Here is a 13,034-nt window from a genome sequence, read left to right as displayed (position 1 = left end):
GCGAGGTGGTGATCAACCTGGAGATGCACCATGCAACGCGACCAGAAAGACCTTCCCCATCCGGACCCGGAGGCGCAGCGCCCCGATCCTGTCAGTCCGCTGCAGGCGACGCTGCACAACCGCCGCAATCATGACGAGGCGCTGCAGGAAACCTTCCCCGCCAGTGACCCGATCTCCCCCTTCGTCGCTGCGCCCACGCCGGACGAACAGGCCAAACGCCTCGGGGAGCGGGTCAAACTGCCAGACCGTCACACGGATGAGGAGGCCGCGGGAGGTGACCAGTGATCCGGCGCGGTTTCGCCCGCGTCGCGGCGGCGACGGCGCGATTGTCCGGCAGCCTGGGGGCATTTGTCGCAGCGCTGGGGGTGATCATCACCTGGGCTGCCAGCGGGCCGGCCTTCCACTTCAATGACACGTGGCAGCTGGTGGTGAATACAGGAACCACTATCGTGACCTTCCTGATGGTGTTCCTGATCCAGCATACGCAGAACGCCGATACCGCTGCGTTGCACATCAAGCTGGATGAACTGATCCGGGTGAGCAAGGACGCCAACCAGGAGTTGTTGAACCTGGAGTCGATGGAGCCGGCCCATCTTGAAGAGATACGCCAGCGTTACGAGGCACTGGCGAAGACCGCTGCAGACATCAAGTCCAAGAAGGAGCGCTGCATGCCCTGCGATGCGGATGCAGCCGCCGAAGCCTGAGGTGGATGCCTGCGCCTACAGCTGTTCTGGTGTGAGGCCCTGTCTGGCAGGGCCTTCCAGCAGCGCTCCGGTGGCGGAAAAGCGGCTGCCGTGGCAGGGGCAGTCCCAGGTGCGCTCATGGCCATTCCATTGGACAACGCACTTCAGGTGCGGGCACAGCGCCGACATTGCGTGCAGCTGGCCATCATCATCGCGGTAGATCGCGGTGCGCTCTCCGTCCACGTCCAGCAGCGCACCGCACCCGCGGCCCAGCTCGCTGGGAGCGCGCGACGACGCGGTTCCAAGGCGATCGCCCACCATGTGCCGCGCAACCGTGGCGTTGGTGCGGGCCCAGCCTGCAGCCGAGCGCAGCGGAGTAAAGCGCATGGGGCTGAGCAGCTGCTCGATCTCGCTGGTCGTTCCCGTGATTCCCTCCGTGATCGCGCGCGCGGCCACGCCCGCCCAGGTCAATCCGTCCGGCCCATAGCCGGTAGCGACCCATACATTGTCGTGCGCGCTGCTGCCGATGTAGGGCAGCTGATCCGCGGCCCGGAACTGCTGCGCGGACCAGCACAGCGGCTCGCCCTGCACGCTGAAGTTGCGACGCGCGTCGGCGACCAGATGCTGGGCCGGATCCATCGCCGGGGTTTCGCCAGTGCGATGTGTCTCACCGACCAGCACCAGCCAGTCGCGGCCATCAGCGCCATGCACCCCGCGCAGCGAGCGGTGCCGGTCGGCGATCCAGTGAATCCCTGCCGCTGGCGGATTGGCCACCGGTACCGCTACGCCGTATTCGCGGTACACCTCCATCTCGGCCTGCACCAGGTTGAATCCTGCTGGCGAGTGGGTGGCCAGCACAAAGTGCCTGGCATGGATGCGGGCACCAGGGGCCGTCGCCACTCCGGCTGAAGCCTCGATGCGGGTGATCCGGGTCCAGTCGTGGATGCGCACGCGGCCCACCAGATGACGGGCCAGTTCCCTGCAGAACGCCGCCGGATGCAACTGCGCCTGGTCGGGAACGCGGAAAGCGTGGCCCAAGGTGAACGGCAGCCCGGATTGGCGGTGCTCGCAATGCAGGCCAACGCGTTGGTAGGCCTGCAGCTCGCGTTCGAACTGCGCCGTGGCCTCGCGCGAACGCTCCTGCACGCCGTACTGCATGGCCACGCGCTCGAAGCCACAGTGCAGATCGTAGCGGTGGACCAGTGTTTCGATGGAACGCACCGCGTGTTGCCGCCACTGCACGACACGACGTGCCGTGTCACCGCCCCAACGCGCGACCAGGTCTGCCAGCCGCGAGACGGGAGCGTAAAGATTGCCGGTCGACATCACCGTGTTTCGCCCGCCGATCGGGCCGGCGTCGACCACCACCACGTCCAGGCCGCTGTCGGCCAGGCGGGCGGCGGTCAACAGGCCGGTCATGCCTGCACCGACCACCAACACGTCCGCCCGCGTGGTCCCGGCCAGGGGGCGGAAGCCGTGCGGATCGGAATCCGCTGACCATAGGCTGGCGCGCGGGAATGGGTCGGTCATGAAATCGATCCTTGCAGGTTCAGCGGAGGGCCTTTCCTGATACGCCCTGCCCGGTGAAACGGCGGTGGCGTGTCCGTGCAGGAAATGCTCACGTGCGTGGCACTGCCGCGGTGAGGATCAAGACGGGGTGAGTGCCGCATGGACACGATGCCAGCGTCGCCTGTGCGAACCGCGACCCTTTGCTTGCAGCGTGATTGCTAACGTGGCTGCATGGAGGGCCAGGCAGTGAGCACGCATCTGGAAATCGACCTGATGATCGCGCAACTGGAGGAAATGCTGCCGACCTGGGCGGCGTTCTATCCCGAGCCGCAGTTCATCCGCATGCTCGCCGAGGCGCTGGACTACATCGCTGCCAGTGCGGACCCGGATGCCCGCCTGCACTGCGTGATGCGCACCGGGCACCTCGATTCGTGCAGCGGCGAGATCCCCTGGGCGGCGCGCTATGGAGGCCGCTAGGCCGATCGATCACGCTGCGACGGCATGGGGTTCCACCAACCTGGCCAGGACATCCATCGCCGTCTCGGTTGGCACATCGTCACCGGTCCGCTGGGCGAACCCTGACCAGTCCGCGCGGGCAAGACTCTTCAACTGCTCGGGTTGCGTCGGCAGCCAGCGCATCGGCCAGAACGGGAGACGCCGGTTGCCTACCCTGCCGCGCTGCAGCTCGATCAGTCCCGTGTGGCTTGCAGCACCGAGTACCCGCGAGTACGCCACGTTCAAGCCATCTTCGGGTCCTTCCATGTACTGCAGGAACCGGGCGCCATCGAACAGCAGTACGCCGGTAACGCCGGCATTCCGGTTGAAGCGGGCGGCATCATCGACCAGGTCGTCCAGCTTCCCGCAGCGCAGGCCCAACGGGTCACCGGCAACGGCCGGGCCCGCCTCACTTATGTATGCGACTGCCCTGATCGGCATTGGCTGCTCCTGTAGCGAATCCCCCCAGATTCCGTACCGCAAGCATAGGCCAACCGCGCCGACGATATGTTCCGGCCCTGTGTATTCTGCGAATCAGTTGGGTTCGGGCTGACAGACGGTACGCAGCACGGGCCTGGCCTACGGGTCTGCCCGGGCCCATCGGGCGAGATTCTGCTTCACTTCCGCGATGCCGGCCCAAGGGTCCTTGCGGCGACGTCTGAGCTTTGCGGGCACGTCCTTGATCGTGAAGGCGTTGGCGCGCTTGAGTTTCGCCAGATCACCCCAGGCGATCGGCAGTGCCACCGGCGCGCCCGGCCGGGCGCGCAACGAATAGGACGCAACCGCCGTCGCACCGCGCCCATTGCGCAGATAGTCGACGAAGATCCGCTTGTTGCGCAGGCTCTTGGTGGCGGTTGCCAGGAACCGCTGCGGTTCGGACTGTGCCAATGCATCGGCGAAACCCTTCGCAAAACGCTTGGTCAGGTCCCAATCGCACCCTGGGTTGAGCGGCACGACCACGTGCAGGCCCTTTCCGCCGGAGACTCGCAGGAACGATTCCAGCTCCAGCTGCGCCAGCAGTTTCCGGATATCGGTTGCCGCTTTCTTGACTTCGGCAAAGGGCACATCCGGTCCGGGATCCAGATCGAACACCACCCGGTCGGCCCTGTCGGGCGCCTCGGCGTGGCTGCCCCAAGGGTGGAACTCCAACGCGTTGAACTGCACCAGTTCCAGCAGGCTGGCTGCGTCCCGCACCACCAGGTAACGGGCGTTGATGCCGCTTTCCTCCTTCAGCCTTACCGAATCGACCAGCGCCAGCCCGGCCGTATGGTGTTTCTGGAAGAAGCAGGGCTTTGCGGTGCCGCTGGGGCAGCGGATGATCGACAGCGGACGATCCACCACCTCGGGCAGGAGGTGCTCCATCACTGCTGCGTAGTAATCCCACACGTCCTGCTTGGTGTAGCCGTCGCCGGGAAACAGGATCTTGCCTGGGGACGACAGCACGGGGGGCGCGCGATCCGTTGCCGGCGCTCTTTCCACCCGGCGCCCACGCCGCGCGGGCGCTTGCGACCGCGCGGCGGCCGGGACCGTTCCGGCCCGATCGGAATCGGCGAGGTCGGCGATATCCTTGTCTGCCCGCACCGCCTTCAGCGACGCCTGGCGCAACAGTTGCTGCCCACCGATTCCGCGGTAGAAGACCTCCACCACGAAACGCGGTTCGAACCAGGTCGCAGCGCGCAGATCGGTGCCCTGCGTGGGCACGTACGCGGTTGGCTTGCGGCCGCCGCCGCCCTTGATGCGCTTGCTGATGTCGCCAATCAGTTCATCCGAGAACCCGGACCCGACGCGCCCTGCGTAGAGCCAGCCATGCGTTGCGTCTGGCCGGGCCAGCAGCAGCGAACCAAAGCCGGTGCGGCTGCCTTTGGGTGCGGTGTAGCCCACCACCGCGAACTCGTCGCTGGCCAGCTGCTTCGTCTTGCGCCAGTCCTCGCTGCGGCCGCTGTGGTAGCTGCGATCGGCGCGCTTGGAAATGATGCCCTCGAAGTGCTGCTCACCGGCCAGACGATAGGCCTGGTCGCCATCCCCCTGTACATGCGAACTGAAGGCCAATGGGCTGCCCTGCCCCTCCAGCACCGATTGCAGCAGGGTCTTGCGCTCAAGCAGGGGCGCATCGGCCACATCCACGCCATCAAGATGCAGCAGATCGAACAGTGCATACGTCAGGACGCCCTGCCGCTCGCCGGAAAGCGTGGCCTGCAGCAGGTTGAAGTCTTCCTTGGTGCCGGCGCCGGCGATCAGCTCGCCGTCCAGTGCCGCCGAAGTCAGGCCCAGGGCCGCGATCGCGTCACGTATTTCGGGAAGTTTGGCGGTCCATTCCAGCGCGTTCCGTGACCACAGCTGCACGTTGCCCTCAGCCACCGTAGCAAGGATGCGGTACCCGTCCCATTTGATCTCATGCACCCACTGCCCGCCTTGGGGCGGCGCTTCGCCCAGCTTGGCCAACTGCGGCTCAAACGGCCCGGACGGCGCTGCCGCCCTTTTCGCCTTGCTGAGCGCCAGGGCCTTCTTCGCCCAGTTCTTTCGCCGGGCGCGTCTGGCAGGTACCGCCGTCAGCCGCTTCTTCGCGGCCTTGCCAGCGCCGGCACGCTTCAGATCCTCCGGTGGCGCTTCAGCGACGTCCCCCAGCAGATCGTCTGCCTCGATATCGCTGGCAAATTCGTCGTCGTCCTTGAACAGCAGCCACTGTGGCTGGCGCGCGGGCTTTCCCGACCGGACCAGATGCCAGCCGCCTTTCAACTTGGTACCGAACAGCTCGAAGCGCAGATGGCCCTTGGCGAGCTGGGCTTCCGGATCGCCCTGCGTGGCCCATACACCGTGGTCAAACTGGGCGACATGGCCGCCGCCGTACTGGCCCTTGGGAATATCACCCTCGAACGCCGCGTAGTCCACCGGGTGGTCTTCCACTTCCACCGCCATGCGCTTGACCTTCGGGTCGTAACTGGGGCCTTTGGGCACCGCCCAGCTCTTCAGCGCATCGCCAACCTGCAGGCGGAAGTCATAGTGCCTGCGGCTGGCATGATGCAGCTGCACCACGAAAATGGCGCGCTGGCCTTTCGGCAGCGCCTTGCCCGGCTCGGGCTCCTTGGTCTGGTCAAAACGACGCTTGCGGCGATACTCGACCAGGGACATGGCCAGCTCCGCGCTATTTGCCCAGGTGCTTCCGGACAGCAACCGCCGTGGGCCCGACTGCCGCGACGGCCGCGCGAAGTTCGTCGGCGGACACGCCCAGCGTCGTGGTCCAGTACCGCAGTTCGTAATCCTCATTGACGTTGATGCGGTCCCGGTCCGGGCTGCCGGCGTTGTTCTTGTCATCGCTCATGGGAGTCTCCAGCGTGATCGGGGGTGAACTGACCGTACCGGCCACTCCATGGGCACGGAGCGATGCCACTGTGAAGCCATGGCGAAGGCCGCCGGCACGGCGTCCTGCCGATGCGCGAAAGACGCTGCTTCGTGAAGGCAGCGCGCAGGGTCCGCGTGGGAATTCACATGCCGCCTTCACTCCTTCCCCGCCTGATCGCAACCGGACGGGACCTACTCTGGGCACTCCATTCACAGCGGAGCCCAGCATGGCTATCAAGACGGCGGAAGATCTGTTCATCCACGAGCTCTCGGACATCTACAGCGCCGAGAAGCAGCTGACCAAGGCGCTTCCGCGCCTGGCCCGTGCGGCCGAGAATCCGGATCTGGCCGCAGCGTTCGAAACGCACCTGGAAGAAACCCAGGGGCAGATCGAACGCATCGACCAGGTGGTCGAGGTGCTCGGCATCCGCCTGAAGCGCATCAAGTGCGCGGCGATGGAAGGCCTGGTCGAGGAAGGCAAGGAGGTGATCGACAGCATCGACAAGGGGCCGGTGCGCGACGCTGCCCTGATCGGTGGCGCGCAGAAGGTCGAGCATTATGAAATTGCCTCCTACGGCACCATCGCCGCGCTGGCCAAGCAGCTGGGCTACAAGGATGCCCTGCCGTTGCTGCTGGAGACGCTGGAGGAAGAAAAGGCGACCGATGAGAAGCTGACCCTGCTGGCCAAGGGCGGCGGCAATGCCAAGGCCGCGCAGGCCGCCTGAGTCGAATCGCAGGCCGCCATGGACGGCGGCCTCACGGCGGGTAGAGTACCTGATCGTTTGGGCAGAAGAACGTGCGTCGCCGCGTCGTACCCATGTACAGCTTGCTGACCGGGCCACCGCAGAGCGGGCACACCTTGCGCGTATGCACCTGCCAGTGCTTCTTCAATTCGAAGCGCCGTTTCCACTCCAGGAAGTCGAAGCTGTAGGCACGGGCCTGGGTGATCAGGGCGGTGAGCTTGCGCGGTGGCAGGTCGCCCAGTCGCGTGGCCGGATGCACGCGGATGCGGAACAGCACCTCATTCTTGATGATATTGCCGACGCCGGCGAAGATGGTCTGGTCCAGAAGCGCATCACAGACCGGGGTGTCCGGCAGTGCCTTCAGCTTGCGCCGGGCCAGCTTTGGATCCCAGGCGTCGTTCATCACGTCCGCCCGCCAGTCGTAGACGTCGTCCAACGGCTCGTCGATCAGCCGGACGGAACACGCGTAGAAATTCAGTTCCCCGTTGTCGAATGCCAGCGACACCCGTGCAGGAGCTGGCTTCCGTTCGTCGATGCGCCAGCTGCCGAACATCATCAGATGGATGCGCAGCGTGTGGTGGCTGAACTCCAGCAGGAAGTGCTTGCCCCAGCTGCGAACCGCCTTGACCCTGCGTCCCTGCAGCGGTGACAGGTCGATGCGGCTGTTGCCGGAGACGCCGCGCACGACGTGACCCTTGAAGCGGCTGGCGGCTTCGCGCAGCAGGACAATGGACGGGCCCTCAGGCATGCGCGTTCTCCTGCAGCAGTGCCTGCAGGTGCAGGGCGTTGCCGGTCGCGTGGCCCAGCGCGGTGTTGTCCAGTACGCACCAGGCGCGGCGCTGCGCAGCGGCTTCACGCTGCAGGTGCTGGGCCAGCCCCGCCAGCGCCTGTTCGCTGTAGGGGCTGCGATAGATCTGCGGCTGCCCGTGCCAGCGCCAGTAGCTCCACGTGCGGTCACCGCCCGGGACAGCTGCTGCCGGTACCCGGGCCGGGTCAGCCGCGACCCGTGCGATGCCATGGTCGCTCAGCAGCGTGTCGACGTCCGCAGTGAACCAACTGGGATGGCGCGGTTCGCAGGCGACATCAACCGAGGTGCGTGCGCGCAGTCCGTGCAGGAATGCCGTTACGGTCGCCGGCTCATACGCCAGGCTGGGCGGCAGCTGGAGCAGCAGCGGCCCCAGCCTGTCCCCCAGCGCGATCACGCCATCAAGGAACAGCGCCAGCGGCTGCATCGCGTCGCGCAGCCGGCGTTCATGGCTGATCACGCGCGGCAGTTTCACCGCGAAGCGGAAACCCGCGGGCACGCTCGCCGCCCACCGGGCGTAGGTGGCCGCCTGGTGGGGGCGGTAGAACGAGGAATTGATCTCGACCATCGGCAGGCGGGTGGCATAGCGCTGCAGTACGCTGTCGCCTGCGCCGAACGCCGCCTGCGCCGCGCGCGACAGCGACCAGCCTGCGCAGCCGATGCGTACCTGTCCTGGCGTGCCCGGGGCGCCGGCTGCGCTCATCGTGCCACCGGTCCGTCCGGTTCCAGCAACCGGCCATCGCCGGCGCCTGGCGGCGCCTGCGCCACCGATTGCAGTCGATCAAGCGCACTGGTGCCAGGAGCGAGCGCGGAGGCGCTGCGCACGAAGCCGGTCCAGTCGGAGATCGCGATCTTTCCCAGCGCCAGCTCATCCACGCGCACGCTGTGCATGCGCCAGTGCGGGAACTGCCGCCGCCCCACCCTGCCCCGGTTGAGTTCGACCAGACCGTTGTGGCTGCCGGCCGCCAGGATGCGGGTGTACGCCGCGCTGACACCGGACTCCGGGCCTTCGAGATATTGCAGGAAGCGCGTGCCGTCGAACAGGAGGACGCCGGTCACATCAACCGACTCGTTGAACAGCATCGCGTCCGCGACAAGCTGCTGCAGCCGTTCTGCAGTCAGGTTTCGGGTGGCTTCACTTACATATGCAATGGCACGAAGAGGCATGACAGCACCGGGTTGTTGCAGATGGCTCTACCTTAGCGATGCGAATCAAACGCGCGGTGACACCGGCGTGGAGGCGGCGTTGAACCTGTACGTACCGACGCCGCGCTGCGTTGACACCCGGCTAGAGCACCACGACCGGCATGCCGTGTCCCCCGCCGATGGATTTGCTTTCGTGGAGAATGCATGAGGAAGCGCGTGCCTGCGCATGACATCACGTTGGCGGTGGTGCCACCGCCGTCTAGCGGCGGATCTGGAAGATGGTCGCTGCCGCCAATCGGGCGGCTCACTCCAAGGAGACTTTCCATGGCCAACCAGAACCAGAACCAGGGCAGCAGCAACCGCGGCTTCGCCTCGATGGACGAAGACAAGCAGCGCGAGATCGCCGCCAAGGGCGGCCGCGCCGCGCATGAGTCGGGCAACGCCCATGAATTCAGCTCTGAAGAAGCGCGCGAAGCCGGTCGCAAGGGCGGCGAAGCGGTGAGCCAGGATCGCCAGCACATGGCCGACATCGGCCGCGAAGGCGGCCAGAACAGCCATGGCGGCGGCAACCAGGGTGGCAACCAGGGCGGTCGGCAGCAACAGCAGGAACGTGGCGGCAACAACAATCGCGGTGGCCAGCAGCGTTGATCGAGACTGACCGGTTGCACCCCATGTGGGCGGACAGCGTGTCCGCCCACTTTTTTTTCACGCGAAACGTGGGGCGGAGGCCCGCCCCGGCCTGTCCCGCGTCAAGGCTCCCGTGGCGGCAGGTCGAGCGCACCGGCGCCCGGCCCGGCGCCCAGCTCGGCACCGGTTGTCGGCCGTGCTTCGGGATCGGAAAGCGTTCGCAGGGTCATGGCCTGCACCGCCGCCTGCTCGCGTGGGTCCAGGCCCACCGTGGCGCTGCCGTCACCGCCGTCCACAGCGGCCTGGGCCTCGCGGTCGCTGACCCGCTCCCACAGCTCGCCGCTGTTCCAGCTGCCCAGCAGGTCATCGGCGCCGTCGCCCTGCGACATGTCCATGTACAGGTCGGTAAAGGCGGGGTCACCCGGCTGCTTGCCCGGCGGGAAGTTGGGCTGGATGCTGTGCAATGCCTTTTCGAAGGACTTCTGGTGGGCGATTTCGCGCGTCATCAGGAAGCGCAGTGCGTCCTTGATGCCTGGATCATCGGTCACCGTGATCAGTCGTTCGTAGACCAGCTTGGCGCGGGCTTCGGCGGCGATGTTCGAGCGCAGGTCGGCGGTGGGCTCCCCGATCGAATCGACGTAGGCCGCCGTCCACGGCACCCCGCTGGAATTGACCAGCGCCGGGCCGCCCCCATACAGGATCTGTTCGGTATGGCTGGTGCTGTTCTGGCCCAGCAGCCGCATGTCCTCGGCTTCGGCAAGACCCTCGGACTGGATGGCCTTCGGGCCGCGGTTGAGCATGGCGATGATGGTGCCGATGATCTCCAGGTGGCTGATCTCTTCGGTGGCAATGTCCATCAGCAGGTCCTTACGGCCCGGATCGCATTCACCGAGTCCCTGGGTGAAGTAACGCATTGCAGCCGCCAGTTCGCCTTGCGGGCCGCCAAACTGTTCCAGCATGAGGCTGGCAAGCTGCGGGTTGGATTCGCGCACGCGCACGGTGTACATCAGCTTCTTGTGGTGAAAGAACATGGGACTGTCTCCTGTGTATGGCAGGCGGGATCGGGATCAACGCTTGGCTTGGGCACCAGGCGTTTCGTCACGGTTGAGGAAGGCGCCGACCAGGCTGTCCTGGTGCTCTTCCAGCCAGCGCGCCATGGCGATCTCTTCCTGCAGGATCTGGCCGCACACGGCCGCGATATCCGGCGCGGCGGCCCGCTCGGCCGCGATCACCAGTGCCCGGTAGGTGGCGATCTCGGTGTTCTCGAAGCCAAAGGAGATGCCGATGCTCTTGACGACCTCGTCCTCCATCAGGGTGTTGCCGGCGGCGTGGATCGCTGCGGTCATGCTCGCGAACAGCCCCTTGGCGGTGGGCACGCTTCCGCCGAGCGCTTCAATGCACTCGCGCAGGGAGGCGGCCTGCTGCTGCGTCTCCAGCACGTGCTGGCCGATGCGTGCGGCAAGATGGGGATAGTTCTGGATGCGCGAAGCCATGGCCTTCATCATGGTCTCCGCCTCCTGCTCCATGGCGTAGGCATCCTGCAGCCATTTCAGCAGGCGCTCGCTGCGGACGGTGTTCTGGTCTGCCATCACGGTCTCCGGTAGTGGGGCGACATGCCTCCGGAGACCATGGTGGCGAGGCAGCAATCACTGCCCCGTCGGCCGGCGTGAGCCGGCGGGCGTGCGCGCTGCACCTGGCGCTGATGCGGTCATAACATCCGCTGTTGCGTGGCAACGCCTGCCGCGAACTCAGGCGGGCATCGCGCCGGACACTACTCCGATGCCGCCGTCGCGACGGGGGCTTGCTGCGGGTGCGCGCGCGCCTGCGGACGCCTTCAACGCCTGGATCACCCGGTGCTGCGCACGGTGCGCGCCACCTTCCACGCCCACCACGTAGACAAAGCGGCCATCGAACTTGGCCTGGGCACCCTCCAGCACGTCATCCTCCTGCAGGGCGCGCTTGAGCGACTTCATCCATGCCCGTTCGGGGGTGCGATCCAGCTCCACGACGATCGCAGCGCCGCCGCAATCCAGGGACATGCACTCCACGCGCAATGCGCAGGGGGCGGTGGGGTCGGTGGCGGATCGAGGCATGGTCATGGCTCCAGTGCTGGGGGACGGCGGCAGTATCCATGGCCGCCGCCAACGCGCCGTCAAAAAAGGCGCACCGCCTTCCACGCCGCATCGACGGCATGGAGCACCTGCGCGGGGCGGCTTCGCGCTGGGCTGACACGGCCCACGCGCGCCGTTGATGCAATACAGCACACACTGCAGTTCCCAAGGCAACACAGGCATGCGCGCATGCAATCGGAAATGGACCAGCGCAGGTGCAACCTGCTGCTGGTTGAAGACCAGCTCGACCTGGCTGCACTGATGGAACAGGCGCTGGAAGACGGCGGCGGCCGGGTGACCCACGCCTACAGCGTGTTCGATGCGCTGGGGTTGCTGGATACGCAACGTTTCGATGGCGCGGTTCTGGATGTGGAGCTCCGCGATGGCGTGGTGTTCCCGGTGGCCGATCGACTGGCGGAACTCGGCATTCCCTACCTGTTCGTGTCTGCGGTCTATGACCAGCTGGTGCCGCTGCGCCACCGCCGCGCAACCTTCGTGGCCAAGCCGTTCCACATCGACCAGTTGCAGGAAGCCGTCCAGCAGGTCGTGGGAGACGCCTGCGCGCCCCCTGCCACGCATTGAGCGGCAGACGCCGGGATTACGCCAGGTGTGGGGCTACCACCTGGCCCAGCTGGCGCAGCGCACCACCGCGGGAGAGCCCGCTCCAGTTGCCACGAGCGACGCTGCGGATGTCGGCAGGGTCGGTCCAGAGCAGCCGCATCGACCAATAGGGAAAGAACCGGCCGGACACCCTGCCCCGGCCCAGCTCAAGCAGTTCGCAATGGCTGCGGGCACCGAGGATGCGGCTGTATACCACGTTGATGCTGTCTTCCGGTCCCTCGATGTACTGGAGGAAGCGGTGCCCATCGTAAAGAAGCACACCCGTCACGCCTGCTTCGAAGTTGAAGCGGGCAGCGGCCCTGGCGAGGTCGTCCACAGGGTCCATGGAAAGCCCCGGTATCGCCTCACTTGCGTAAGCGATTGCGCGGAGGGGCACGTTGATTCCTTCTGACGCAGGAAGTTTCCTGCCCTTCCATGATGCTGCCCTTGCCGTAGAGCCAAATGAGGCGGCTCACAACCTGCCTCGCTCCATCCTCTCCCCTGCGGCACACGGCAGTAACAGGTTTCCGGCTCAGGCGGCCTTTGCGTAGGGCTCGACAATCAGCAGCAGCTTGCCCATCGCCGTGGCATCGGCCTGTTCGGTCGCTGCCCGCTGGATGAAGCTGGTCCAGTCGGCACAGGCGATCTCGCGCAGCTCATCTGCAGTGACGGACAGGCAACGCATGGGCCAGAACGGCAGCCGCCGCTGGCCGACACGCCCCCGCGCAAGTTCGATCAGGTGGATGTGACTGCTGGCGCCGGCGACACGGGAGAAGGCCACATCCAGTCCATCGGCAGGGCCCTCCATGTACTGCAGGAAGCGTTCGCCGTCGAACAGCAGCACCCCGGTCACCCCTGCGCCCCGATTGAAGCGCGCGGCATCGTCCATCAGCGCTTTCAGACGTTCCGGCGAGAATCCACTGACGGCCTCGCTGACGTAGACGATGGCTCGATTCGGCATGGTGCCACTCCTGCT

General features: G+C 66.2%; 18 protein-coding genes. 6 read left to right on the top strand and 12 right to left on the bottom strand.

What is annotated here, in order from left to right:
- Positions 1-30: 30 nt before the first annotated feature.
- Positions 31-285 (top strand): hypothetical protein, encoded by a 255-nt coding sequence (locus VG566_RS01475; RefSeq protein WP_049481227.1) that lies wholly within the window; start codon positions 31-33, stop codon positions 283-285.
- A complete protein-coding gene (locus tag VG566_RS01470; protein WP_019336571.1) occupies positions 282-704 on the top strand; it encodes a low affinity iron permease family protein in 423 nt (140 codons plus the stop codon). The genes VG566_RS01475 and VG566_RS01470 overlap by 4 nt, the downstream gene beginning before the upstream one ends.
- A 15-nt stretch (positions 705-719) precedes the next feature.
- Here VG566_RS01470 and VG566_RS01465 read toward each other — a convergent pair whose 3' ends face one another.
- Positions 720-2,213, bottom strand: a complete 1,494-nt coding sequence (locus tag VG566_RS01465; protein ID WP_241883867.1) for an FAD-dependent oxidoreductase — start codon at positions 2,211-2,213, stop codon at positions 720-722.
- A 225-nt stretch (positions 2,214-2,438) separates the two neighbouring features.
- On the opposite strand from VG566_RS01465, the gene VG566_RS01460 reads away from it, so the two are divergent.
- Positions 2,439-2,669: a hypothetical protein gene (locus tag VG566_RS01460; RefSeq protein WP_241883868.1), complete on the top strand. Its 231-nt coding sequence runs from the start codon at positions 2,439-2,441 to the stop codon at positions 2,667-2,669.
- A 9-nt stretch (positions 2,670-2,678) separates the two neighbouring features.
- On the opposite strand, the gene VG566_RS01455 is transcribed toward VG566_RS01460, so the two are convergent.
- The 3 genes from VG566_RS01455 to VG566_RS01445 form a co-directional block, all read right to left on the bottom strand.
- Entirely contained in the window at positions 2,679-3,128 is a 450-nt protein-coding gene (locus tag VG566_RS01455) for a BLUF domain-containing protein (protein ID WP_241883869.1), read from the bottom strand.
- A gap of 138 nt (positions 3,129-3,266) precedes the next feature.
- The gene (gene ligD / locus VG566_RS01450) at positions 3,267-5,816 is read right to left on the bottom strand and encodes a DNA ligase D (protein WP_241883870.1); all 2,550 of its coding nucleotides are present in this window, start codon (positions 5,814-5,816) and stop codon (positions 3,267-3,269) included.
- Between the two features lie 13 nt (positions 5,817-5,829).
- Positions 5,830-6,006, bottom strand: a complete 177-nt coding sequence (locus VG566_RS01445; RefSeq protein ID WP_014647169.1) for a DUF3606 domain-containing protein — start codon at positions 6,004-6,006, stop codon at positions 5,830-5,832.
- 247 nt (positions 6,007-6,253) lie between these two features.
- On the opposite strand from VG566_RS01445, the gene VG566_RS01440 reads away from it, so the two are divergent.
- Positions 6,254-6,751 carry a ferritin-like domain-containing protein gene (locus tag VG566_RS01440; protein WP_005416567.1) on the top strand — a complete coding sequence of 166 codons (498 nt, stop codon included), beginning with the start codon at positions 6,254-6,256 and terminating at the stop codon, positions 6,749-6,751.
- A gap of 31 nt (positions 6,752-6,782) precedes the next feature.
- Here the strand turns inward: VG566_RS01440 and VG566_RS01435 are convergent, their stop codons facing one another.
- From VG566_RS01435 to VG566_RS01425, 3 genes are read right to left on the bottom strand one after another with little or no spacing between them, the layout of a single operon-like run.
- Positions 6,783-7,517, bottom strand: a complete 735-nt coding sequence (locus VG566_RS01435) for a DNA-formamidopyrimidine glycosylase family protein (protein WP_241883871.1) — start codon at positions 7,515-7,517, stop codon at positions 6,783-6,785.
- Positions 7,510-8,277 carry a DUF72 domain-containing protein gene (locus tag VG566_RS01430; protein ID WP_241883872.1) on the bottom strand — a complete coding sequence of 256 codons (768 nt, stop codon included), beginning with the start codon at positions 8,275-8,277 and terminating at the stop codon, positions 7,510-7,512. The genes VG566_RS01435 and VG566_RS01430 overlap by 8 nt, the downstream gene beginning before the upstream one ends.
- Positions 8,274-8,741 carry a BLUF domain-containing protein gene (locus tag VG566_RS01425; RefSeq protein ID WP_014647173.1) on the bottom strand — a complete coding sequence of 156 codons (468 nt, stop codon included), beginning with the start codon at positions 8,739-8,741 and terminating at the stop codon, positions 8,274-8,276. The genes VG566_RS01430 and VG566_RS01425 overlap by 4 nt, the downstream gene beginning before the upstream one ends.
- A 303-nt stretch (positions 8,742-9,044) precedes the next feature.
- Here VG566_RS01425 and VG566_RS01420 point away from each other — a divergent pair, with 303 nt between their 5' ends.
- On the top strand, positions 9,045-9,368 hold the full coding sequence (locus VG566_RS01420; protein WP_046430680.1) for a KGG domain-containing protein: 324 nt from the start codon (positions 9,045-9,047) through the stop codon (positions 9,366-9,368).
- 101 nt (positions 9,369-9,469) lie between these two features.
- Here VG566_RS01420 and VG566_RS01415 read toward each other — a convergent pair whose 3' ends face one another.
- From VG566_RS01415 to VG566_RS01405, 3 genes are all read right to left on the bottom strand, one after another.
- The gene (locus tag VG566_RS01415) at positions 9,470-10,378 is read right to left on the bottom strand and encodes a manganese catalase family protein (protein WP_100450071.1); all 909 of its coding nucleotides are present in this window, start codon (positions 10,376-10,378) and stop codon (positions 9,470-9,472) included.
- 36 nt (positions 10,379-10,414) lie between these two features.
- Positions 10,415-10,936, bottom strand: coding sequence for a ferritin-like domain-containing protein (locus tag VG566_RS01410; RefSeq protein WP_046430683.1), 522 nt, complete (start codon positions 10,934-10,936; stop codon positions 10,415-10,417).
- A 159-nt stretch (positions 10,937-11,095) separates the two neighbouring features.
- Positions 11,096-11,440, bottom strand: coding sequence for a hypothetical protein (locus VG566_RS01405; protein ID WP_241883873.1), 345 nt, complete (start codon positions 11,438-11,440; stop codon positions 11,096-11,098).
- A gap of 207 nt (positions 11,441-11,647) precedes the next feature.
- Between VG566_RS01405 and VG566_RS01400 the strand changes: the two genes are divergently transcribed.
- Positions 11,648-12,040: a response regulator gene (locus tag VG566_RS01400; protein WP_014647178.1), complete on the top strand. Its 393-nt coding sequence runs from the start codon at positions 11,648-11,650 to the stop codon at positions 12,038-12,040.
- Positions 12,041-12,056: 16 nt separating this feature from the next.
- Here the strand turns inward: VG566_RS01400 and VG566_RS01395 are convergent, their stop codons facing one another.
- Positions 12,057-12,455 carry a BLUF domain-containing protein gene (locus tag VG566_RS01395; RefSeq protein WP_032955963.1) on the bottom strand — a complete coding sequence of 133 codons (399 nt, stop codon included), beginning with the start codon at positions 12,453-12,455 and terminating at the stop codon, positions 12,057-12,059.
- Positions 12,456-12,590: 135 nt separating this feature from the next.
- A complete protein-coding gene (locus VG566_RS01390) occupies positions 12,591-13,019 on the bottom strand; it encodes a BLUF domain-containing protein (RefSeq protein ID WP_049407359.1) in 429 nt (142 codons plus the stop codon).
- Positions 13,020-13,034 lie beyond the last annotated feature (15 nt).

It is taken from the genome of Stenotrophomonas sp. CASM114 (genome assembly GCF_049384325.1).
Taxonomy (GTDB): domain Bacteria; phylum Pseudomonadota; class Gammaproteobacteria; order Xanthomonadales; family Xanthomonadaceae; genus Stenotrophomonas; species Stenotrophomonas muris.
This window is presented reverse-complemented; position numbering and strand designations above follow the sequence as displayed.